This window comes from Leptothoe sp. PORK10 BA2, assembly GCF_034932105.1.
In the GTDB taxonomy this organism is placed as follows: domain Bacteria; phylum Cyanobacteriota; class Cyanobacteriia; order Phormidesmidales; family Phormidesmidaceae; genus Leptothoe.
Genome location: NZ_JAYGIG010000001.1, coordinates 19,943 through 42,010, shown reverse-complemented (window position 1 = coordinate 42,010; position 22,068 = coordinate 19,943). Strand labels below are relative to the sequence as shown.

The window sequence follows — 22,068 nt, the reverse complement described above, 5'->3', positions numbered from 1 at the left end:
CCCGCTTAGAGGCGCTTGCAACTCCACCAGATGTATCAAGGGATCGTTAAGTCTCCGGACTAGCAGCGTTTGAGGGCGAGTTGAGTAACTGTATGTCTATGAGACTGAACCATCATGCCAATGTCATTAGATGAACTTTGGGTGATTGTGAGTGCCAGCCTAGTGTTTTTGATGCAAGCCGGGTTTCTATGTGTTGAGGCCGGGTCTACTCGGCGCAAAAATAATATTAACGTCGCCCTCAAAAATATTTCTGATCTGGGCCTTTCAGTCCTCGTGTTTTGGGCTTTTGGCTATGGATTGATGTTTGGGACATCTGTCTACGGCTGGTGGGGCTTTAGTGACTTTTTGCCTGAGTTTGACCAGGTTGGTAGTTGGCCCATTATCTTTTTTCTATTTCAGGCCATGTTTTGCAGCACTGCCGTTACGATCCTGTCCGGTGCAGTGGCTGAGCGCATGACCTTTAGGGCATATTTGTTGCTTACGGTACTGATATCTGGCTTTATCTATCCCGTCTTTGGTCATTGGGTTTGGGGCGTTCCAGATCACACTGTGACGACTGGTTGGCTAGATCAAAAGGGCTTTGTAGATTTTGCCGGTTCCACCGTAGTCCATAGTTTGGGGGGATGGATTTCTCTGGCTGCCTTGGTGGTGATTGGACCGCGCCTGGGTCGTTTTTCTCGACAAAACTTCAAGCAACAAGCACCCAGTTCAGATCTACCTTTAGCGTTTTTAGGTGCGCTATTGCTGTGGTTTGGTTGGTTTGGGTTCAATGGTGGCAGCACCTTTGCCTTTAATGAGCAGGTACCCAGAATTTTAGTCAATACTCTGATGGCCGGATCTGCAGGTCTGATGGCTGCCCTGATATGGTCCTTAATTGCCCAAAAGCGTCATATCCCCTTTAAATCAGTGATGAATGGTAGCTTGGCTGGCCTAGTGTCAATTACAGCCAGTTGTCATGCGGTGTCCATCGGTGGTGCGGTGGTCATTGGTAGTGTCGGGGGCATTGTGATGGTAGCAGTGGATACCCTATTGGATAATCTTCAAGTTGACGATGCTGTGGGGGTTATTCCCGTACACCTTGGCCCAGGAATTTGGGGCACCCTGGCCGTCGCATTATTGGGTGATTTAGACCGATTGGGAACTGGGTTGAGCCGTTGGGATCAGTTTTTGGTCCAAGTGTCAGGGGTTTTGGCTTGTGGACTATGGGCCTTTACCGTCACGTTACTGGCTGTAGTCCTGCTCAAGAAGTATGGGTTGCTACGGGTATCCCATCGGGAAGAGTATGTCGGGTTAAACGTGTCAGAGCATGGGGCACAGAATGAGTTTCAAAATTTGTTTGCAACCATGCAAATCCATGCGCGCACTGGGAACTTACAGCGACGCATAGCAACGGCTAGCGCATTGACGGAAATTGGTCAGATTAGCCGGTGGTATAACCAGGTGGTTGACGCATTAGAGCGGTCCACGGCTAGAACAAATGCCATTATCACCACGGCTGCAGATGGTATTTTGACGGTTGATCCTAGGACCTTGGTTGTTCGGAGTACGAATCCGGCGGTTGAAACAATTTTTGGCTCCCCCTGGTTAAAGCCGATTGGGCAGCCCCTGACTGAGTTGATGGAAACAGACTTGGCCCAATCCCAGGATGTGGCTTTTCAATCTCTACAACAATTTTTGGACCATGGTTGCTCTACAGGGGCAGCCTATGTCGCCATGGGAATACATCAGGGTGGGCGACGGTTTCCCATTGAGGTTTCCGCGATGGCTTCCCAACTAAGGTCCGAAAACTTTTTGACCATTATGGTGAGAGACATTACGGATCGTAAGGCAGCAGAGGCGGCTCTGATGTCGTCGGAACTAGAGGCCCGCAGAACGGCGAGTCAACTGAAACAAGCATTAAATGAGTTGAAGTCGGCCCAGGCTAAGTTATTGCAGAGCGAAAAAATGGCGGGCTTAGGGCAGTTAGTGGCTGGCATTTCCCATGAGATTAACAACCCTGTGGGTTTTATCTATGGCAATCTTGAACATGCGATGCAGTACGTTGATGATTTACTGCTGGTGATTAGTCACTATCAGAAACAGTCCATTAATTTGCCACCTGATGCGCAAACTGATGTTGATAATGCCGATGTGGAGTTTATTCGGCAAGATTTTCCCCGATTGATTGCTTCGATGACCACGGGGACAGAGCGCATTCGTAATATTGTGCAGTCCTTAAGAAAGTTTGCCCGATTTGATGAATCAGAGGCCAAAACTGTCGATATTCATTCAGATTTGGACAATACCTTGATGATGCTCACTCATCGATTGAATGTCACTTCTAGACGGCCTAAGATTCTGCTGGATAAGCGCTATGGCACGTTGCCAAGGATTCAATGTTATGCCGGGGCGATGAATCAGGTTTTCTTGCATCTATTGAATAATGCAATTGATGTATTGGGGACTCACGAAGCGGGCAAAATTACGATTAAAACGGAGGATCGGCCAGACTGTATTGCCATTACGATTGCTGATAATGGTCCTGGTATTCCTAAGGCTTTACAGCAGCAAATTTTTGAGCCTTTTTTTACGACGAAGCCCGTCGGTGAGGGAACTGGAATGGGGTTGGCGATCAGTTATCAAATCGTTGTGGAGCAGCATGGTGGTGAGCTGATTTGTGAGTCTGTATTAGGTTGGGGGACTAGTTTTACGATTGTTGTGCCTAAAAGTCTGAGGGTGCGATCGCACCCTCCAACCTCTTCAAAACCAGCCGAATCCAACTCTATGGGCCAGTCAGTCTAAAAATCCCCCTACCTCCATCGGATAGTCGCTGGGTAAGCCATCGTCGGCAGCGTTGCTCGGGGTGAACGTGGCGAATTGACTTGTGGAAGCTCCCTGGCGTAAACCTTAGCTCCAGACCAGGCATAGCCACGGTGAAACAGGTCTAAGCAGATTTTAAGCTGCATATTCCCCCATCGCCCTGCAATTATGAGATAATTATGAAAAATGAAACGATTATGAAATGGCAGTGTCGGCAGCATTCAAGCAAGTTAAACCGAGGTTTTTGCTATCGGCCATAGCTTTGCTGGTGGGCCTTGTGGGGTGTGGACAAAGTTTGCCCTCATCTGAAAACTCGACTCCAGGTAAGGAAAAAGTTGTATTGACAACGTTTACGATCTTGGCGGACATGGCACAGAATGTGGCGGGGGATGAGCTGCAGGTGGAGTCTATTACCCGCATTGGGGCGGAAATCCATGGCTATGAGCCTACGCCCAGTGATTTGGTCAAGGCGCAGCAGGCGGAGTTGATTCTCTATAACGGCATGGGGCTGGAGCGCTGGTTTGAGCAGTTTTTGGGCAATGTGCAGGAGGTGCCGTCGGTAGTTTTGACGGAGGGGATTGAGCCGGTTGAGATCGCAACCGGCCCCTACGCCGACAAGCCCAATCCCCACGCCTGGATGTCCCCCAAAAACGCGCTGATATATGTAGAGAACATTCGCCAGGCGTTTGTGGAGCTCGACCCTGAAAACGCAGCAACCTATAACGCTAACGCTGCTGCCTATAGTCAACAGCTGCAGTCGATTGATCAACAGCTACAGACAAACCTGGCCCAGGTACCCGAAGACCAGCGCTATCTAGTCAGTTGCGAAGGCGCATTTTCCTACTTGGCCCGCGATTACAACCTGCAAGAAGTCTACCTTTGGCCTATCAATGCCGAGCAGCAGTCCACCCCCAAGCAGATTCAGGAGGTGATCGAGCAGGTCAGAGCCCACAACATTCCTACAGTTTTTTGCGAAAGCACCGTCAGTGACGAAGGTCAGCAGGAAGTAGCTCGCGCTACCGGAGCTAAGTTTGGCGGCAGTTTATATGTGGACTCGCTGTCTACGGCGGATGGCCCCGTGCCGACATTTCTTGACCTGCTGGAATATGACGCTCAGGTGATTAGCGAGGGGCTGCTATCACCATGATGTTTGGCAATTTACCAACACCTCTCCCATCCAGGGAAGGTCTACGGGGTGGGTTGCTGGCGCTCAAGAGACCCACCCCGCCTCCGGCACCCCTCCCTGGAGGGGATAAGCGCAGACTTTAAAGTTTTATACAAAACCTGAGACCTTACTGTCTCTCTTCCTCTACCCCCTATCCCACGATGCGATCAGACACCTTTGGCATCACTGTCGAAAACATCAGCGTTACCTACAGCAACGCCCATCTGGCGCTCTACAACGCCAGTTGCTATGTTCAGCCCGGTACCATTACCGGACTGGTCGGTCCCAACGGTGGGGGTAAATCCACCCTGTTCAAAACCATTATGGGGTTTATACACCCTGATCAAGGCCGGGTCCACATTGATGGTCTGTCGGTAAAAATGGCGCAAAAACGTCAGCTGATGGCCTATGTGCCCCAGGCGGATGATGTGGACTGGAACTTTCCGGTGAGTGTGGCGGATGTGGTGATGATGGGTCGCTATGGCCATATGAATATGCTGCGCATTCCGGGCCGTGAGGATCGGCGGCAGGTGTCGGAAAGTTTAGCGCGGGTGGGCATGACGGACTTTGGCCAGCGCCAAATCGGTGAACTGTCGGGCGGTCAGAAAAAGCGGACGTTCTTGGCGCGGGCCATGGCGCAAAATAGCCGGGTAATTTTGCTGGATGAACCCTTTACGGGGGTGGATGTGAAAACGGAAAAACGGATGGTGAATCTGCTGCTGCAGTTGCGGGATGAGGGGCATACGATTTTGGTGTCCACCCACGATTTGGCGTCAATTTCTACGTTTTGCGATCGCACCATCCTGCTCAACCGCACCATCCTGGCCCAAGGCACAACCGCCGAAACCTTTACCGAAGAAAACCTCTCCATGACCTTTGGCGGTCTGCCCCTCAGCAGTTTGCCCCAGCTCCAGTCCCGTTTCCAGGGGCACCATGAATAATTTAGCCACCTTGCCTGTGTTGGGCCTGCTCGGTCCCCTGTGGCAATGGTTAATCGAACCCCTGCAGGCCGGGTTCATGGTCAAGGCCATTTGGGTCAGTGCCTTTGTCGGTGTTGTCTGTGCCGTACTGTCCTGCTACATCACCCTTAAGGGCTGGTCCCTTATGGGGGATGCCGTTTCCCATGCGGTAGTCCCCGGTGTGGTGGTGGCCTATGCCTTGGGTTTACCCTTTGCCGTTGGGGCGTTTACCTTTGGGTTTGGGGCGACGGTGATGATTGGCTATGTCAAATCCCAAACCCGCCTGAAGGAAGATGCTGTCATCGGAGTGATTTTTACCGGATTTTTTGCCTTTGGGTTAGTCCTGGCGACAAAAATACCGAGCAACGTGGACCTGTTTCACATTTTGTTTGGCAATGTGCTGGGGATTTCCCAGTCAGATATTATTCAAACCTTTATTGCCGGGGGAGCTACGCTGGCCATCATTTTGTTTCGCCGCAAAGATCTGCTGCTGTTTTGCTTTGACCCCAACCATGCCAAGGCCATTGGCCTCAATACCCAGCTGATGTACTACACGCTGCTGTCAGTACTGGCCCTCACCATCGTCACGGCGTTGCAAACCGCTGGGATTGTGCTGGTGGTAGCCATGCTCGTCACCCCAGGAGCCACAGCCTATCTACTCACCGATCGCTTTGACCATATGCTGGTTATTTCCGTGGCGACCAGCGTTATTTCCTGTGTCCTAGGGACTTACCTCAGCTATCACCTGGACGTTTCCACCGGTGGCAGCATCGTGGTGCTCATGACTATCCTGTTTGCCATCGCCATGTTCTGCGCCCCCAAGTACGGCGTTATTAGCCAGAAACTCAGGCGTCGAATACCTTTAGGGCAGTGAACCCTGACTAAATGCCGCCTACTTGGCGGTAAACCCCCCCTTCGGATAGGCAATGCGTTTATGGTTAAACTGCTGCCATACCTGGACAAATACATTGGCAATCACATCCATATCCTTACGGGTGAGGCAAGAATCGATTAGCTGTTGCTCCTTCCACCGGGCCCGCAGGATTTTGTTTACCATGGCGTAGGCGTCTTCAGCACAGGCTTCGGGGTGGAGCGATCGCAACGCGGCTTCACAGGAGTCGGCCAGCATGACAATGCCCGTTTCCGGTGATTGAGGAATGGGGCCAGCGTAGCGGAAATCCTCATCTTTGACTTCCATCTCAGGATTTTCGCTAGCGATTTCCTGGGCCTGGTAGTAAAAATAGCTAATTAACATCGCCCCTTGGTGCTCAGGTATAAAAGCCTGGATTGCATTCGGTAAGCGATGTTTTTTCGCCATGACCAACCCTTCGGTGACGTGCTTTTTGATGATGTCTGCACTGACCCAAGGGTCATTGATCAAGTCGTGCTTATTGGGTCCCCCCATCTGGTTTTCAATAAACCCCAGGGGATCATGCATTTTACCAATGTCGTGATACAGGGTGCCTGCCCGCACTAGCTCCACATTGTGGCCCAGGGCACGGGCTGCGGCTTCCGCCAGGTTGGCCACAAACATGGTGTGCTGAAAGGTGCCGGGGGCATCTGCGGCCAGTCGTTTTAGCAGGGGGCGGTTGGGGTTTGACAGCTCGGCGAGGCGAATGGGGGTGACCACATCAAACAAGGATTCTAGATAGGGGCTCACCCCTAGGGCCACAATGCTCCAGGCGATGCCATAGACGCCAAATAAGGCTGAGTCGCGGATGACGGTGTACCACACCGAGGCGGCCACACTGTTAAACATGAGGGTGAGGACCAAGTGGACAAGGCCTTGGGTCAGGCCCACCACGCCTCCTAGGAGGGCAAATTCTTCGCGCGATCGCAACCGAGGCGCAATCCAAGCCCCCACTAGGGCCGCACAGGCTGCCGCACAGAGGGGTAACACTGCCACCGAGCCCCCCACAGGCAAAAGAACGACTAACAGGCCAATGGTGGCCGTTGCCAAAATATAGCCGTAAAAACTACCCAGTAATAGACCGACTGCAGGCAGTCCCAACCCAGCTATTTTCAGCGCCATCAGCGCCGCTACACCCATAATCAGACACAGCACCAGTAAATGATCGCGCTGGCGGAGGCCGCCCGCTTGCCAATGATCAATCCATAGCAATGCGCCAACGCCGGAACTGACTAAAACCCCAAAACCCGAAAACCCTAGCCAGTTAAACCGCCGCTGGGTGAGATTAAAGTGATCGAGTAAAACAAAGTCACCTTGGCTAATGCTTTCGCCCTCATTCACAATGGCGTCACCCCGCTCAATCGATACGGTTACGGTTTCAACCTCATTTTCCACCTGTTCTGCCCGTAGTCTGGTTTGTTCTTGGTCTTCAATCAGGTTAGGCTGTAAAACAGCACCGACAATTTGGGCTACAATCTCCTTCGCTGTCGTCTCTTGAGCGAGCAGCTCATCGCGATTGAGATGCGCTGGAGTTTTAAGTTGTAACGCCCCTTGCAGCTGGCTCTCAATCGCTTTTTGCCATAAATCAGCTGGCATGCCGGCATGAATACCCTGGGTTAACATGCGGTTTAACACCAAGCGGCTAGTGGCTTGGACGGCTAACCAATCAGCATCACTCAAATCAAATAGTCGAGGATCTAAAGGCTGTAACCCATTGCGAGTCGTCAGATGCTGTAGCTGAGGTTTGGTCGTTATATATTTTTGGCGGTTAGCCTCCACTTGGCTGCGAACGGCTGTCATCGTCTGGCGGGACACCCGCTCCCGGAGACGCACTAACTCCTCCAGGGCAATGCGCTGATCAGTGCCTAAGGACTTAATTTGTCCCTGGGCCGAACCCTTGCCCCCACCCTTTAGAATGCTGGTAGTCAGATCTGACCGCTGGGCTAACTGCCAGAGTTCCTCCCAATCTTTGGCGGGGGCTTGCCGTAAGTATTGCTGGGTTTTACTAGATAGTTGAGCTGTGGACAAATAGGGAATAGCGCCCGCTTGCTGCCGTAGGCTGCTACCCTGGCCTAAAATTCCGTTGGCTTCCTCCAGGATTGCCTGGGTTTTTTCTTGATCAATTTGGAGAATAATAATCGAACCACTGCGCGCCGCCTGACGGTTTTCTTCAGTGGTGATCATGTCCGGCAGGGTGGCATCGTAGGGGGCGATAAAATTATCGGCTGCTATGGTGCCCACAGTCAGGGAGGGTTGATTATAAAATCTTTGACCAAGGAACGACGTCAGGAGCAAAACCGTGAGTACAATGGCTACCTGAGTTTGGTTGAAGGGCGTATGACGCGAAACAACATATAAATCCGTTGCATGCTTTCCTGACCGGGTAGACTGACGGATGGCTGTGTTGGACTTTTGCTGTATAGATGTAGAGAGTTCAGGCAACTGATCTTTGCACCAGCCGACCGAAGTACGCAAACGTTGCCAAATTCCTTTGACCATGAATGTCACCGACTGCATGAAAAGCCTCAATAATTCAGGCTGTCATGGTGCTCAATGGATGGATAATATCCTTGAGCTAACTGCCTGATAGCACTAGACACTGGTTTTAAGGTTAAAGGGAAGATTGTGATGTCCCTGGTCATACCCTAGATGTCTTGGAAAACGAACTTCAATGCTTGAGGTTATTAGGGGTAACAACCTATTGAAGGTATGGGTGGTGTTCTACGGATTCGCCTAGATCCTAAATCTAGGCAGAGCCTGAAAAAGCTCACCTACATCCCAAAATCCACGCCTAAAAATATACTGATAACAGTACTGCGGTTCGCTGGTTCCACAGTCTGTTGAGCATGATTACAGCAGTCGCTTTAGCGTATCACTCTTCTTATCCACGGCCTCTTAATCGGCTGATAGTGTTGGGAGATGCTTAGCGTACCTATCCTTCTATTATAGCCAGTTCAATTTTGAGCATGACCAAATCCTATAAATCTAGGGGCAGGGTTTCGGCGGTGTTTCCCAGGCAGCGGATCCCAGCCCAGTGACGATAAAGATGCTGAACTATATGGCGGAGGTGCTGTCTAGATTCAGGGGATAGGGACATGATCCATGGCGTTGGAATAACGGCTGCGCCACCCCATGCCCCCATTAAACAGCCGATGATGGTAGGGATCGGTTGTCCTGACTGACCGGTTAATGCCAACGCCAGGTTTTCTCGGTAGTTCAGACATTGCCTGATGGCTAATGCCATAGCCGCCATGGGGACGTCAGCCTCTAAGGGGCTAATGCTATGTAAAGGACTCGTCGCCGTGGAGGGCGATAGTATGGCTGATTGCTTGGCTGGCTCGGGGGCCAGCCAAGCAATCAGCTGGTTCACCTGGGAGACAACCCCTGGGGGGTAAGTGGGGATTTGCCGCTGAAGGTGTTCGCACAGCAAGGGCAGCGGGTGTTGAACGGTGCGAGGGCATTGCATGAGCCACTCTAAACTATCCCCCAGACAATACATCAGTACAGTGGCATGACTAGCTTGGGGTAAGGCATCCGCCGCCAGCGTTTGGGCGATCCAGCCATGGCGGGTGCGGTGGTCAGCGTGGTGATATAAAAACCAGGGCAATGCGATCGCAGGACTGAAATCTAATCCCGTTGGCCCCGGTGGCGGGTCCTGTTGCATATCCTGTAGCCATGACTGATAGAGTTGGCTGTCCTTAGTCTGGAGGCAGTTCCATGGGTGCTGATTGACATAGCTATGCCCTAGGTAGGTTCCCAGTAGGCTGCCCAGGAACCTATCGGCGGTTGAAAGAGTGACCATGGTTTGACTAACTACAACTATCAAGAAACATCACTACAAATCTCAATTTATCTGGACTCCATAGCCATGCTGTGCCATCTTTATGGTTGGCTTGAGCTGGGTGTCAGGCCACAATGGCCGATGCTCATGCCAAAAATAGGATTTTTTGTTACATGAAACGTTGGGGCTCATATCCGATCTTTCCTCTCTGGTCTTTAGCCGCGGTGTCGGGGATTATGGTGACACCTGCACTGGCTGTAACAGCACCGGTGACACCGGCTGATTTGTCTGCGGATCCCTTCAGGGCTGGGTCGCCTAAACCTAGGGTACTGGCTCAGGCGGAGGGGGTTTTGGTATTGGGAAGTACCGACTCTAGTGTTAAGGAGCTGCAGGCGATGTTGGCTCTGATGGGTTACTACTCTGGTGCTGTGGATGGCACCTATGGGCAGGGCACCATGGCAGCAGTTCGTCAATTTCAAACTGATGCAGGACTAGAGGCCGATGGGATTGTTGGTCCTGCAACTTGGCGGCGACTCTTACCTACACCAGCTGTTCTGACTGAACCTCAGGAGCCCCTTTTACCTGGTCCATCTTCCTCCGGTGGGGCTGGCAGCCCAAGCGCAGAGACTTCCAGGACACAGACCCCAAGGAATGTACCAGCATCCGGTACGGCAGGAGAGTTGCAAGTTTTGCGGCTAGATGATGTTGGGGCTGATGTCAGTAAATTACAGCGGCGACTGTCAGCGCTCAATTTTTATACGGGGCCGATTGATGGTGTCTTTGGTTCCCAAACCCAGCGAGCGGTGGAAAACTTTCAGCGTCAGGCTGGCTTAGGGGTGGATGGCATCGTTGGTGCCGCCACATGGCAAAAACTCCTGCAATAGTTCAGAAGTCTGGCCAAAGTAGGGGACAAGCCCAGAACATAGCCATCCGTTAGGGTGCGAACTATGGGCACAAAATAGCAAACCCTGGGCAAAATTGCCCAGGGCCACTAGTTAATCTATGGAGCTTAAGGTATGGGCGATTATTCGGGAAGATTGGCCAGATCGAAGGTGAGTAATCCACTATCCAGGAGCTGATCTGAGGATACTTGTTCATTTAAAATGATGAATTCAGAGGAGTACTGGTCCTGGTATGTGAACTCACCTTGATTCATATACATCATGTAGTCGCCCATCAAGAAGTAAACGCCCACAATGGCCGCTGCCGAAGAAGCCACTAGAAAGCCTGCAAGCATCAGGGAAAATTCCTGACTGACTAAGGCCCGATCCATCAGGCGGAGGGCCCATATAACTAAACCAGCAACGATGGCTATGATTAAAAAAGTCATCGATAAAAATACAAAAGACAGATCTTAAAGAATCTCGACTATCTTTCACATACTGTAACAGAGCTATCATAAAACGGCTCTGAATTAGCAGTAGTGTTTTAAGAATTCAATGCTCTTGGTCAGAGCTATCTATACATAGTCTTAGGTAGGTTTGTTGTTAGGGTCTAACGGGAACCCGCTGCTGGGTCAAATAGGCTTTGATTTCTGCCACCGTTAGCTGGCCGTAATGTAACAGGGATGCCAGTAGCGCGGCTTCTGCATGACCGTCGGTTAAGGCGGCATGGATGTGTTCACAGGTGCCAGCTCCGCCGGAGGCGATGACGGGAACCTCGACGGCCTGGGCGATGGTGCGGGTGAGTTCTAGGTCGTATCCGGCTTTGGTGCCATCAGCATCCATGCTGGTGATGAGTAATTCACCTGCGCCGCGGGCGACGACGTTTTGTGCCCATTCAATGGCGTCTAAACCGGTATTTTCTCGACCACCCCGGACAAAGACATCCCAGCCTGAGCCATTGGAACGACGTTTGGCATCAATGGCCACGACAATACATTGGCTGCCAAAGCGATGACTAGCGGCTTGGATAAAGTCAGGGTTGTGAACGGCGGCGGAATTAATGCTAACTTTGTCCGCGCCCGCCCGTAGGAGCTGTTTGATGGTGTCAATGGAGCTGACGCCACCCCCAACGGTGAGAGGAATAAATACTTGTTCAGCGGTGCGGTGTACCACATCAAAGATGATGCTGCGGTCTTCGTGGGTGGCCGTAATATCTAAAAATACCAGCTCATCTGCTCCGGCTTGGTTGTAGGCCTGGGCTAGTTCTACGGGATCACCGGCATCTTTTAGTTCTACGAAATTAATGCCTTTGACTACTCGACCTGCTTTGACATCGAGGCAGGGCAGAATTCGCTTGGCCAACATAGGGATTGAGGAAAGATGGGGATTACATAAATAAGGGCGGCTGGTATACATCCAGCAACAGTTCTTTAGGATAGCTTACAAAGAGCAAGACACTGATAAACTGAGGATTGGTTTTAATTCTTAATATTTTAAGTCATTTGATTTAGCAAGGAGACCTTGGAGCATGGCGTTGGATGTAGGGCAAAAGGTAAAGGTAGTACGTGTCAGGGACCGGGTTTCGGACGCTATTGCTAAGCGTTTGGGGCAGGAGGGGATGGTTACCCAGTTCAAGATGGTGGATGGTAGTGGTGTTGGTCTTGTGGTGGAGTTTTCCGATAAGTTTTCTAGCTGGTTTTTTGAGGACGAGCTGAAGCAGGTTAGTTGACCCGTGGGAAGATTTCTGCCTAGGGGCTGTTTCCTAGAGCTGCTGCTGGTTCAGGCATTCCAGTTAAGGCACTCCATCTTAGGGGTGCTCTTTGCTGTGATTAGGGGCTATTTGTTTGCTAATTTTCTGGCTGGTCACTGATGGCTTTAATTCTGACGTTTTTGGGTAAAGGGGGGAGTGGTCGTTCGACCTGTGCGATCGCAACTGCCAAAAAGCTATCGGCCCAAGGCCAGCGGGTGTTACTGGTGACGGAAGATGCTGGCCCTGGGTTTGGTCTGCTGTTGGGGCATGAGGTCGCTTCTATCCCAACCCCATTAGGCAGCAACTTATGGTGTTTGCAGCTCAAGTTTGCTCAACTGTTAGAACAAAACTGGGAGCAATTGAAAAAACTAGAGGCCGAATATCTGCGGGACCCATTCTTTAAGGCGGTGTACGGTCAAGAACTCAGTCTGCTACCAGGGATGGATCAGGCCCTGACCTTGAATGCACTGCGGGAATATGATGCCAGTGGTGACTACGACGTGATTGTCCATGACGGACCTGGAAATCAGGCTAGCCTGCGCATGTGGGGCATGCCCGCCGGCATAGACTGGTATTTCCGGCGCTTTAAGCAAGTATTTCAGGCCTCCCAATTTTCTAAAGCCGTGATGCCCTTTGTGCAGCCCCTAGCCGGAGCCGTGCTCAGCGGTGGTAAGGGGCTTTCTGGGGACCTATTCAATCAGCCCGAAGTGCAGCAAAGCACTGGGCTCGTCGGACAAGGGATTGCGGCGGTGAAGGATCCCATGCGGGTGCGAGCCTATCTGGTGTCCAGTAATAATGATATCGAGATCGCCACCGCCCGCTACTTGTGGGGCGCGGCCCAGCAAATAGAACTGACAGTAGCTGGGGTGCTGCTCAATCGGTCCCCCGCTAAGAGCCAAGACTTTGAACCCTTGCCTGTGTATGTGTTACCTGCCCCCATAGGGGACTGGCAGTCGCTGATGGCATCCTTGCCAGACTATGTCGCTGCTCCATCAGCGCCAGCGCCGGTGGAAATCGACTTGGCCACTAATACTGTGCGTCTATTTTTACCCAGCCTGGATAAAAAGCAGATTCAGCTCACCCAGTATGGTCCGGAGGTCACCATTGAGGCCGGGGACCAACGCCGGAACTTAACCCTACCTAAGACTTTGCAGGGGCGTTCTGTGACCGGTGCTAAGTTTCAATCCGGTTATCTCATCCTGTCCTTTGGCTAAGGGCTGTTTTCGTGGCCCCTAGAAATCCTTTACCAATTTTGGAAGTCCATGGCTGATAATCCCTCCCCAGTTAACTCCAAGCCCGACGATGCCCTGCCAGTGTCAGAAGGCTCCAAGGCCCGTCAGCTTTTGGGCATGAAAGGTGCTGCCGATGGGGAAACCTCCATTTGGAAAATTCGCCTGCAGCTGATGAAGCCCATCACCTGGATCCCTTTAATCTGGGGTGTGCTCTGCGGGGCAGCCTCCTCAGGCTATTTTGTGTGGAGCGTTGATCATGTCGTGGCCGCCTTTGCCTGCATGTTGATGGCGGGGCCGTTGCTGACTGGCTACACCCAGACCATCAATGACTACTACGATCGTGATCTGGATGCCATCAATGAGCCCTATCGCCCGATTCCTTCGGGAGCCATTGGTCTGGGGCAGGTGCAGGTGCAAATTTGGGTGTTGTTGCTCGGTGGCATTGGGGTTGCCTATGGTTTAGACCGTTGGGCTCAGCATGACTTCCCCATGTTGACGGCCCTAGCCCTCGGGGGCTCCTTAGTTTCCTATATTTACTCTGCTCCACCCCTCAAGCTGAAGCAAAATGGTTGGCTGGGTAACTATGCCCTAGGAGCCAGCTATATTGCCTTGCCCTGGTGGGCTGGCCATGCCCTATTTGGTCAACTCAATCCCACGGTGATTGTCCTCACCTTGCTCTACAGCATGGCGGGCTTAGGTATTGCCGTGGTGAATGATTTTAAGAGTGTGGAAGGGGATGAGGCCCTCGGTCTAAAATCCCTGCCCGTTATGTTTGGGGTGGGGACAGCGGCGTGGATCTGCGTCTTGATGATCGACATTTTTCAGGCGGGCATGGCGGTCTACCTGATGGTCATCCATAAAAACCTCTATGCGGTCTTATTGATTCTGATGATTATTCCGCAAATAACGTTTCAGGACATGTATTTTTTACGGGATCCCCTGACTAACGATGTGAAATATCAGGCAAGTGCGCAACCCTTTTTAGTAATTGGTATGTTGATTTTGGGGCTAGCCTTGGGACATACCGATTATTTGGTGAGTTAGGACAGATTCTGATAGCCTTTTTGGAGGTATGTGCAAGATATCTCAATCGAGCTGCTGATTAGTTTCAGGTGTGGGTATCTATCAGACTTAATCACCGTTAATGAATGAAGTCTCGGTGATTAATGAGTGAACCGTTTCGAGCATGATGGGTAGTAGGGTTTCTTTAACGTGGCTAATTGGATTGGTAAATTAAAGCAGTATGGGTCTACGGGTAAGGTTCCTGGCTCGGCTGCTGCCTCGGGCGTGAAGGAGAATCTGCCCAAGCCACTGTACAGGACTGTTTTGTTTTGGCTGACCCTACTGGTGGGTGTCGGTTTAGCGGGGCCATTAACCCGTGGCTATCGCTTTTGGTTGGAGGCGAATGCCAAACTACCTGATGTGTCTAATGCTCTGACATTTGAACGGACAGGCACCATTACTATCAAAGACGACAACGGCAGCGTGCTGCAAAAGATTGGGCCAGCGACCCAGGAATATCTTGACTTTGATGACATGCCGGACACCCTGGTGCAAGGGTTTATTGCAGCGGAAGATCGTCGCTTTTATGAGCATGCGGGCATTGACTATAAGGGGATTGCCCGGGCCATGTATTCCAATCTGCGCAATCGTGATCTGGTGGAAGGGGCCAGTACGATTACCCAGCAGTTAGCCAGAATTGTATTTTTGGATCAGGATCGGAGTTTTCAGCGCAAGTTTCGTGAGGCCCTGCTGGCCAACAAATTAGAGGAAGAACTGGGTAAGGAAAAGATCCTAGAGCGCTATCTGAATTTGGTGTATCTGGGTGCCGGGGCCTATGGTGTGGCCGATGCTGCCTGGATCTACTTTGGCAAGTCAGTGGAAAAGCTGACGGTAGCAGAAATTGCCCTGATTGCGGGCATGGCACCGGCACCTAGTCTTTACTCTCCGTTGGTGGATGAAGAGGCTGCCCGAGTGCAACGGGATAAGGTGATCAGTCGGATGCTGGAAAATGGGGTCATTTCTGAGTCCCAAGCCAGTACGGCCTATCAGAGTGATGTGGCGACAACCCCGAATGAGCCGAAGTTTTTGTACAGTGAGTTTCCCTACTTCACCATCTATGTGCAAAAGCAGCTGCCGGAACTGATCTCGGCGGATGAGATTGAGGCGGGGGGACTGATTGTGGAAACCTCATTGAAGCCTAAGTGGCAGCGGGCAGCGGAAACCACCCTGGAGGAAGTGCTGGAGGAGTACGGTGGGTGGCAACGGTTTGAGCAGGGCTCGATTGTGGCGATGAATCCGAAAACCGGTCATGTGCATGCCATGGTGGGGGGAACGGACTTTGAGGAGAGTCAGTTCAACCGGGTGACTCAGGCCCAGCGTCAGCCAGGATCGACATTTAAGGCTTTTGTGTATAGCACTGCGATTGCAAGTGGTACTTCTCCCTACCAAAACTATGTGGATGCCCGCTATGTGGTGGATGGATATGAGCCCGAAAATTACGGAAAAAACTATCGGGGCAATGTGGAGCTGAGACAGGCCTTAGCCTCGTCGATCAATATTGTGGCGGTCAAAGTGCTAGTAGAAGTTGGCTTTGAACCCGTTATCGCCATGGCCAAGCGCATGGGTATCAAGTCAGATTTACTACCTGCCTATTCCCTGGCCCTGGGGGCTTCGGAAGTCAACCTGCTAGAACTCACCAATGCCTACGGCACCTTTGCCGCCAAGGGTAAGCATGTTGAAGCTCACGGGATTAAACGCATTACCAATCGCTCTGGTAAGGTGCTTTATGAGTTTGCCGATGAACCCAAGCAGGCAATTGATGCAGACTCCGCCGCCATTATGGCCTGGATGCTACGCAGCGTGGTGGAAGGGGGAACTGGCAGTAACGCTTACATTAGTGGTCGCCAGGTGGCTGGTAAAACCGGCACCTCTGAGAAAAATCGAGACATGTGGTTCATTGGCTTTACCCCTCAGCTGGTGGTAGGGATATGGTTCGGCAACGACGACAGTAGCCCCACCCGAGGGGCTAGTAGTACGGCTGCCTATGCCTGGCGTAAGTTCGTATCTCAGTTTATCGAAGGTTTGCCGGTCGAAAGATTTCCAGAGTTGCCAAGGCTATCGGGTCGAAAAGGCTCCATTAAGGCCAAACCCGTTAAACCGGGCAAAGTTGTGGCCGACAAAGCGGGTAGCAGTTCCCAAACCTACTCTGAGGAGGAAGAACCTAGCTTCCGTCCTGAAAGTTCCGGCTCCTCTCCGGCTCCGGCTCCGGCAGAGCCTGCCCCCGCCCAGCCCAGGTCTGATGAGCCTCGATTTTCAGAGCCCCAACCCAACAGTAGTGGCTCTGCCCCCTCTGAACCGGCTCCCTCCCCCGATCCCATTGCTGCTCCCGCTCCTGATGTTGCGCCAGAACCGGTGGCTCCTTCTATCCCAGAACCGGTGGCTCCTGCGCCAGAACCGGTGGCTCCTGCGCCCGCCCCTGCACCCGTGGCCCCTGCGCCCGCCCCTGCACCCGTGGCCCCTGCGCCAGCACCCGTAGATTCAGGGCCACCTGCAGAATAGGACGCTGTAAATCACGTACTATATAAGTCACTCAAATAATGTTGGGCTTACTCTTCCAGGTGAGCCATTAGTAAAACAGGACAGTCTCGTTTATGGCATTTTTCTTTGGGGAAGTCGGTGCATCTGGCGTTCCCATGTACTATTTTCAGCTGGTATACGTCGTGGGCTTTATTGCGGCGGTCGTCATTGGCTCCCTTGCCTGGTACAACTCCAAGCGTCCACCCGGTTGGGAAGATGCCGCTCGGCCCGATTTTATTCCTGACGTTGATACGCCTAAGGATGCTGCTGATTCATCCACGGATGTAGATTAGTCTGGTGGTTTAGTCGATTACCCGTAAACGTCCCTGGGTAATTCCCTCAAAGATTTTTTGAACCTGTTCTTGTTCCTGGCGGTTGAGTTGATTTTTGCCTAGGAGAGATTGCATGAGTATGCGCTGCGTTTCTCGAGTGATCCGACGGTGGTTGAGGATCGAACTCATTAGACTGTCTAAGGATTGAGTCGTTTGGGGGTGGCTTAACATGATGTCTACTCCAGGAACAATCACAGGAAGTGAGTCATAAAGTCAGAGGAGAGAACGTTTATGGCTTATCCCTACTATGGTCTATGGGCAAGGCTTTTGCCGTGATTCTGAGGTCTTGAAGATGTGATCGTTGGCACATTTTTTGAGTGATCTTACCTAAATGCGTCAAAGAGCATCAACCATAAATGAGTTGATGCTCGTGAGCTGTTCATCGGGGCGAGATGAATGAAGCTTTAGCTGCGCTCGCTTTTGTAGCGAAAATATTCTGAGCAGGAGGCAAGTAAGCCGGATGCCAGGATCAGTAAGACGCTGAGAGCATTGATGTCGGGTTTGATGCCTGTTTTAACGCGGCTAAAGATTTCAATGGGTAGGGGATTGGCTCCACCGGCGGTAAAGCTGGAGATTAACAGGTCGTCCATGCTGAGTACAAAGGCGAGCAGACAGCCTGACACAATGGCTGGGGCTAGCTGGGGGATTAATACTTTTAACAGGGCCTGGGTGGGGGTAGCGCCTAGATCTAATGCTGCCTCTTCCAGGTTTGGATCTAAACCCTTGAGACGGCTAGACACCACAATGGCAATGTAGGCTAAGCAGAAGACCATGTGGGCGGCAATGGCGGTCCAGAGGCTCAGGGGGATGGCGACTGAGGCTAGGAAGACTAGGGTAGCGACTGCGATCGCAATATCTGGAATGATCAGCGGTAGATAGGAAATGCCGACATAGAGCGACTTGCCGGGGAACCGATATTTCGCCAGACCCACTGCCATCAGGGTGCCCAGGACCGAAGAAACCGACACTGCACAGATGGCAATTGTCAAGCTATCCCCCAGGGCTGACAACAGCCGCTCATCCCCCAAAAGTTTGCGATACCAGGTGAGGCTAAACCCTTTCCAAATTGACCCATAGCGAGATTCATTAAAGCTGTAAATACCCAAAACGATAATGGGGATGTACATAAATCCGTACATCAACAGGCTTAGGGCTCCCTGCCATGAAATGCGTAGCCTCCGGGATGAATTTTCAGTCTGACTAGGGGCAGGGTCCATGGGCATTCTGGGTGGATATTAGTGCTGGGTAAATTATGAATAAATATCGGGGTTGCGATCGCCATATTTCAGCAGCAGTGCGATCGCCAAGCTCACCATCAAAATGAGCACCATACTCAGGGCCGAACCAAAGCCCCAGTTGCGAGCTACCCCCAAAAACTGGTTGTAGATCAATCGGGAAATGGTCATGCTGCTGGTGCCCCCCAGGAGGGTGGGCACCACAAAATCCCCCAAGCTGGTAACAAATACCAGCAGGCAACCCGCCGCAATCCCTGGCAAGGTTTGGGGCACAGTCACCCGCCAAAAGGCCAGCCGTGGATTTGCCCCCAAGTCAGCGGCGGCCTCCAACAGCTGTAGATCGAGCCGCTCCAGGGAGGCGTACAAAATCAGCACCATATAGGGCAAAAAGCTATAGGTCATGCCGATATAGACGGCCCAGGGCGTATTCATCAATCCCTGGGGGGGCAGCCCCAGGCTGGTCAACACCAAGTTAATTACTCCGGAGGATCGCAGCAGCGTAATCCAGGCATAGGTCCGTAGCAGGGACGATGTCCACAGAGGCAAAATAAACAGCACCAGCAGCAAATTTCGCCAGCGCTTAGGAGCCATCAGGGCCAACCAATAGGCCACGGGAAAGCCAAGGGCCAAACACAGCAAAGTAGTGCCCGTGGCAAAGGTGGCTGAGCGTTGTAAAACCTGCAAATAAGTCGGTTCTAAAATCCTCAGGTAGTTGAGTATGCCATAGCCCTCAATCGTCTGCCCCGGCCTCAACCCTGGCACCAGGCTGAGTTCGGAGATCAGCAACGTGGGCAGCACCATGAGTAGCAACAGCCAAATTCCCGCTGGGCCCAAGAGTCCTAGGGGCCCAATACTCGCCTTTAAAGTGCGGCCAACGGTGGCTAGCATCGAGGGATGGGGGAAGACCGTAGTGGATCGAATGCCTTTATCCATCTGTTCTAAGCACTCGTGACCTGAGTCCAATACTCGTCGTAAAGAGCACTGGCCTCACCCACCGGACCAATGCCTTCGCACTTGGCCAGCAACTCTTCAGGCGGGAACAGGTTTTTGTTGTCCAACAGCTCCTGGGAGAGTAGGGTCATGGCCTCACTATTGGGGGTGGCAAAGAACAGCCGCTCTACGGTTTCCTGGGATACCTTGGGCTGCAGATTGAAATTGATCCATTCGTAGGCGGCATCCACATTGGGAGCCGATGTGGGAATGACCATGGTATCTGTCCACACCGATGACCCACTTTCTGGAATCACATACTGAAAGGTGGGATTTTCCAGGCTGACTGGGATGCCTTCCACGGAATAGACCATGGAGAGTAACAAGTCACCGCCAAGCAGCTCGTCTTGCCAGCCAAAGGATTTGAAAGAAGCTAGGGAGGGTTTGAGTTCGAGGAGTCTCTGGTAAGCCTCCTCGAGTTCAGCCGGGTCAGTGGCGTTGTAGGAATAGCCCAAGGAACTCAGCACGGCTCCCATGGTTTCCCGCACGTCATCGAGCAGGGTCATTTTGCGAGATAGTATATCGCGGTTGTCCCAGAGATAGTCCCAATCGGTGGGGGCGGTTGTCAGTACTTCGGAGTTATAGAGCAGCCCTGTTGTGCCCCAGCTATAAGCAACACTGTGTGCACTGTCAGGATCGTACACAGGATCTTGCCATTTCTCACTGATTTTATCGAAGCCCACGAGCCGAGATTTGTCCAAGGTTGTCAGCAAGTCTAGGCCAATCATTTCTCTGACCATGTAATCTGACGGGTAGATCAGACTGTAGTTGGCACCACCCCCGGCTTGCATCTTGGCCAGCATAGTTTCATTCGAATCGTAGACATCGATTTTGACTTCGATGCCCGTGGCCTCGGTGAACTGTGCGGCCAGCTCATCGTCGGTGTAGTCGGCCCAGGTGTAAATGTGTAGGACGCCCGATGCTGGGGCGGCGGCCTTGGGGTCACTAGTGGGCGTAGTCTCGGCCTCACCGATGGTACGGCGACAGTTTGAGAGGCTTACTCCCGCGAGGACAGCGGCAGAACCCTGCAAGAAGCGACGACGGGATGTATTGGTTAGCAACGATGAGTTGCGAGATAGGCGGGGGGGCACAGTCTTTCTCCTCTAAGCAAACACCATTGATAGTTTAAAGCCACTTTCTGACCTTAAGCGATTGGGAAATGGCAATTTGTTCATGCTGATCCTTTCTGCCAGATCCCTGGGTGATAACCGTTTTAGGCGGTGGTAGATGCGAGCTGATTACGGGGGGCTGGGGGACCCCAGTACCTGACAGTCGGTAGCGGCCCAGGACACATAGACCTTGTCCCCGGGTTGATACCGGATGTGGTTGGGCTGCAGAACGCGTAACTGTTCCCCAGTGGCTAATTCAATAATGCAATGAATATGGGGACCTGTATATAGGGTGTGTTTAACTTCCCCTTGATGCTGGTTGGCCTGGTGGCCTGGTGGCGTTGTTTGGGCTTGGGCAAAGAGCTGGATTTTTTCAGGGCGAATGCTGATATCTGCCGGATTGCCATCGTTTAACTGAGTGGGGGCAATCTCAATTTGCAGTCCGCTAGCTAGGGTCAGGGTCCCAGGATGCTGCTGAATGTGGCCTGATAGTAGATTGGTATCCCCAATAAAATCAGCCACAAAGGCGGTGTTGGGATGCTCGTAAATTTCCTTGGGGGAACCCACTTGCTCGATCTGCCCATCCTTCATCACCGCAATGCGATTTGATAGGGATAGGGCTTCTTCCTGGTCGTGGGTCACCATGATAAAGGTGATGCCCAGCCGCTGGTGCAGGTTCGTCAGTTCTACCTGCATCTGTTTGCGCAGTTTTAAATCCAAGGCCCCCAGGGGTTCATCCAACAGCATCACAGCGGGGCGATTGACTAGGGCTCGGGCCAGGGCTACTCGCTGTTTCTGGCCGCCGGAGAGCTGGGTGGGGTAACGCTTAGCAAAGCTTTCCATCTGGACTAACGTGAGGGCTTCCCCCACCCGCTGGCGTAGATCAGTCTTGGGGATTTTTTTTACCTTGAGGCCAAATGCCACGTTGTCCCATACGCTCATGTGGTTAAACAGGGCATAGCTCTGGAACACGGTATTGACCGAGCGGCGATGGGCGGGGACGCCATTCATGGACTGTCCCTGGATGGTTAGCTCTCCTGAGGTGGGGTTCTCAAAGCCAGCAATCATGCGGAGGGTGGTGGTTTTACCACAGCCTGAGGGGCCGAGAATGCCAAAGAACTCTCCCTGCTGAATTTGTAAGTTGAGGCCCTGGACCGCCGTCTCGTCACCAAAGGTTTTGACGATGTTTTTGAGTTCTACGTCCAATACCTTGGTGGTGTCTACCGTTGGTGAAGAGATGGTTTGAGCCATAGGATTCAACCTTTGTGATTGGTCCGTTTGCATTAATTTTAGGGGGAGTTGATCCAAATCCCAATTAATAATATCTAGTACTAAGGGTTCAC

At 52.1% G+C, this 22,068-nt stretch carries 19 protein-coding genes; 10 read left to right on the top strand and 9 right to left on the bottom strand.

What is annotated here, in order from left to right:
* Positions 1–114: 114 nt before the first annotated feature.
* From amt to VB741_RS00165, 4 genes are all read left to right on the top strand, one after another.
* Positions 115–2,781, top strand: coding sequence for an ammonium transporter (gene amt / locus VB741_RS00180; protein WP_323363109.1), 2,667 nt, complete (start codon positions 115–117; stop codon positions 2,779–2,781).
* A gap of 220 nt (positions 2,782–3,001) precedes the next feature.
* A complete protein-coding gene (locus tag VB741_RS00175; protein ID WP_442786252.1) occupies positions 3,002–3,946 on the top strand; it encodes a metal ABC transporter substrate-binding protein in 945 nt (314 codons plus the stop codon).
* 179 nt (positions 3,947–4,125) lie between these two features.
* On the top strand, positions 4,126–4,905 hold the full coding sequence (locus VB741_RS00170; protein WP_323363107.1) for a metal ABC transporter ATP-binding protein: 780 nt from the start codon (positions 4,126–4,128) through the stop codon (positions 4,903–4,905).
* Positions 4,898–5,797: a metal ABC transporter permease gene (locus VB741_RS00165; protein ID WP_323363106.1), complete on the top strand. Its 900-nt coding sequence runs from the start codon at positions 4,898–4,900 to the stop codon at positions 5,795–5,797. The genes VB741_RS00170 and VB741_RS00165 overlap by 8 nt, the downstream gene beginning before the upstream one ends.
* Before the next feature lie 18 nt (positions 5,798–5,815).
* Here VB741_RS00165 and VB741_RS00160 read toward each other — a convergent pair whose 3' ends face one another.
* Positions 5,816–8,350: an HD family phosphohydrolase gene (locus VB741_RS00160; protein WP_323363105.1), complete on the bottom strand. Its 2,535-nt coding sequence runs from the start codon at positions 8,348–8,350 to the stop codon at positions 5,816–5,818.
* A 460-nt stretch (positions 8,351–8,810) separates the two neighbouring features.
* Complete coding sequence (locus tag VB741_RS00155; RefSeq protein ID WP_323363104.1) at positions 8,811–9,635, bottom strand: hypothetical protein; 825 nt, start codon at positions 9,633–9,635, stop codon at positions 8,811–8,813.
* 215 nt (positions 9,636–9,850) lie between these two features.
* On the opposite strand from VB741_RS00155, the gene VB741_RS00150 reads away from it, so the two are divergent.
* A complete protein-coding gene (locus VB741_RS00150) occupies positions 9,851–10,498 on the top strand; it encodes a peptidoglycan-binding domain-containing protein (protein WP_323363103.1) in 648 nt (215 codons plus the stop codon).
* A gap of 140 nt (positions 10,499–10,638) precedes the next feature.
* Here the strand turns inward: VB741_RS00150 and VB741_RS00145 are convergent, their stop codons facing one another.
* Together VB741_RS00145 and hisF are read right to left on the bottom strand one after the other, a co-directional pair.
* Positions 10,639–10,944 carry a hypothetical protein gene (locus VB741_RS00145; protein WP_323363102.1) on the bottom strand — a complete coding sequence of 102 codons (306 nt, stop codon included), beginning with the start codon at positions 10,942–10,944 and terminating at the stop codon, positions 10,639–10,641.
* Positions 10,945–11,101: 157 nt separating this feature from the next.
* Positions 11,102–11,863: an imidazole glycerol phosphate synthase subunit HisF gene (gene hisF / locus VB741_RS00140; RefSeq protein ID WP_323363101.1), complete on the bottom strand. Its 762-nt coding sequence runs from the start codon at positions 11,861–11,863 to the stop codon at positions 11,102–11,104.
* 169 nt (positions 11,864–12,032) lie between these two features.
* Here hisF and petP point away from each other — a divergent pair, with 169 nt between their 5' ends.
* The 5 genes from petP to psb35 all read left to right on the top strand — a co-directional run bounded on the left by petP (position 12,033) and on the right by psb35 (position 17,352).
* Positions 12,033–12,227, top strand: a complete 195-nt coding sequence (gene petP, locus VB741_RS00135; protein WP_442786256.1) for a cytochrome b6f subunit PetP — start codon at positions 12,033–12,035, stop codon at positions 12,225–12,227.
* 140 nt (positions 12,228–12,367) lie between these two features.
* Positions 12,368–13,462: a Get3/ArsA fold putative tail anchor-mediating ATPase NosAFP gene (locus VB741_RS00130; RefSeq protein WP_323363099.1), complete on the top strand. Its 1,095-nt coding sequence runs from the start codon at positions 12,368–12,370 to the stop codon at positions 13,460–13,462.
* 48 nt (positions 13,463–13,510) lie between these two features.
* A complete protein-coding gene (chlG, locus tag VB741_RS00125) occupies positions 13,511–14,524 on the top strand; it encodes a chlorophyll synthase ChlG (protein WP_323363098.1) in 1,014 nt (337 codons plus the stop codon).
* Positions 14,525–14,692: 168 nt separating this feature from the next.
* Positions 14,693–17,041: a transglycosylase domain-containing protein gene (locus tag VB741_RS00120; RefSeq protein WP_323363097.1), complete on the top strand. Its 2,349-nt coding sequence runs from the start codon at positions 14,693–14,695 to the stop codon at positions 17,039–17,041.
* Positions 17,042–17,133: 92 nt separating this feature from the next.
* Positions 17,134–17,352: a photosystem II assembly protein Psb35 gene (gene psb35 / locus VB741_RS00115; protein WP_323363096.1), complete on the top strand. Its 219-nt coding sequence runs from the start codon at positions 17,134–17,136 to the stop codon at positions 17,350–17,352.
* Positions 17,353–17,361: 9 nt separating this feature from the next.
* On the opposite strand, the gene VB741_RS00110 is transcribed toward psb35, so the two are convergent.
* The 5 genes from VB741_RS00110 to VB741_RS00090 all read right to left on the bottom strand — a co-directional run bounded on the left by VB741_RS00110 (position 17,362) and on the right by VB741_RS00090 (position 21,976).
* Entirely contained in the window at positions 17,362–17,562 is a 201-nt protein-coding gene (locus tag VB741_RS00110; protein ID WP_323363095.1) for a hypothetical protein, read from the bottom strand.
* Positions 17,563–17,795: 233 nt separating this feature from the next.
* A complete protein-coding gene (locus VB741_RS00105; protein ID WP_323363094.1) occupies positions 17,796–18,608 on the bottom strand; it encodes an ABC transporter permease in 813 nt (270 codons plus the stop codon).
* Between the two features lie 33 nt (positions 18,609–18,641).
* Entirely contained in the window at positions 18,642–19,514 is an 873-nt protein-coding gene (locus VB741_RS00100) for an ABC transporter permease (RefSeq protein ID WP_442786255.1), read from the bottom strand.
* A gap of 50 nt (positions 19,515–19,564) precedes the next feature.
* Positions 19,565–20,707, bottom strand: coding sequence for an ABC transporter substrate-binding protein (locus VB741_RS00095; RefSeq protein WP_323363092.1), 1,143 nt, complete (start codon positions 20,705–20,707; stop codon positions 19,565–19,567).
* A 147-nt stretch (positions 20,708–20,854) separates the two neighbouring features.
* Positions 20,855–21,976, bottom strand: coding sequence for an ABC transporter ATP-binding protein (locus VB741_RS00090; RefSeq protein WP_323363091.1), 1,122 nt, complete (start codon positions 21,974–21,976; stop codon positions 20,855–20,857).
* Positions 21,977–22,068 lie beyond the last annotated feature (92 nt).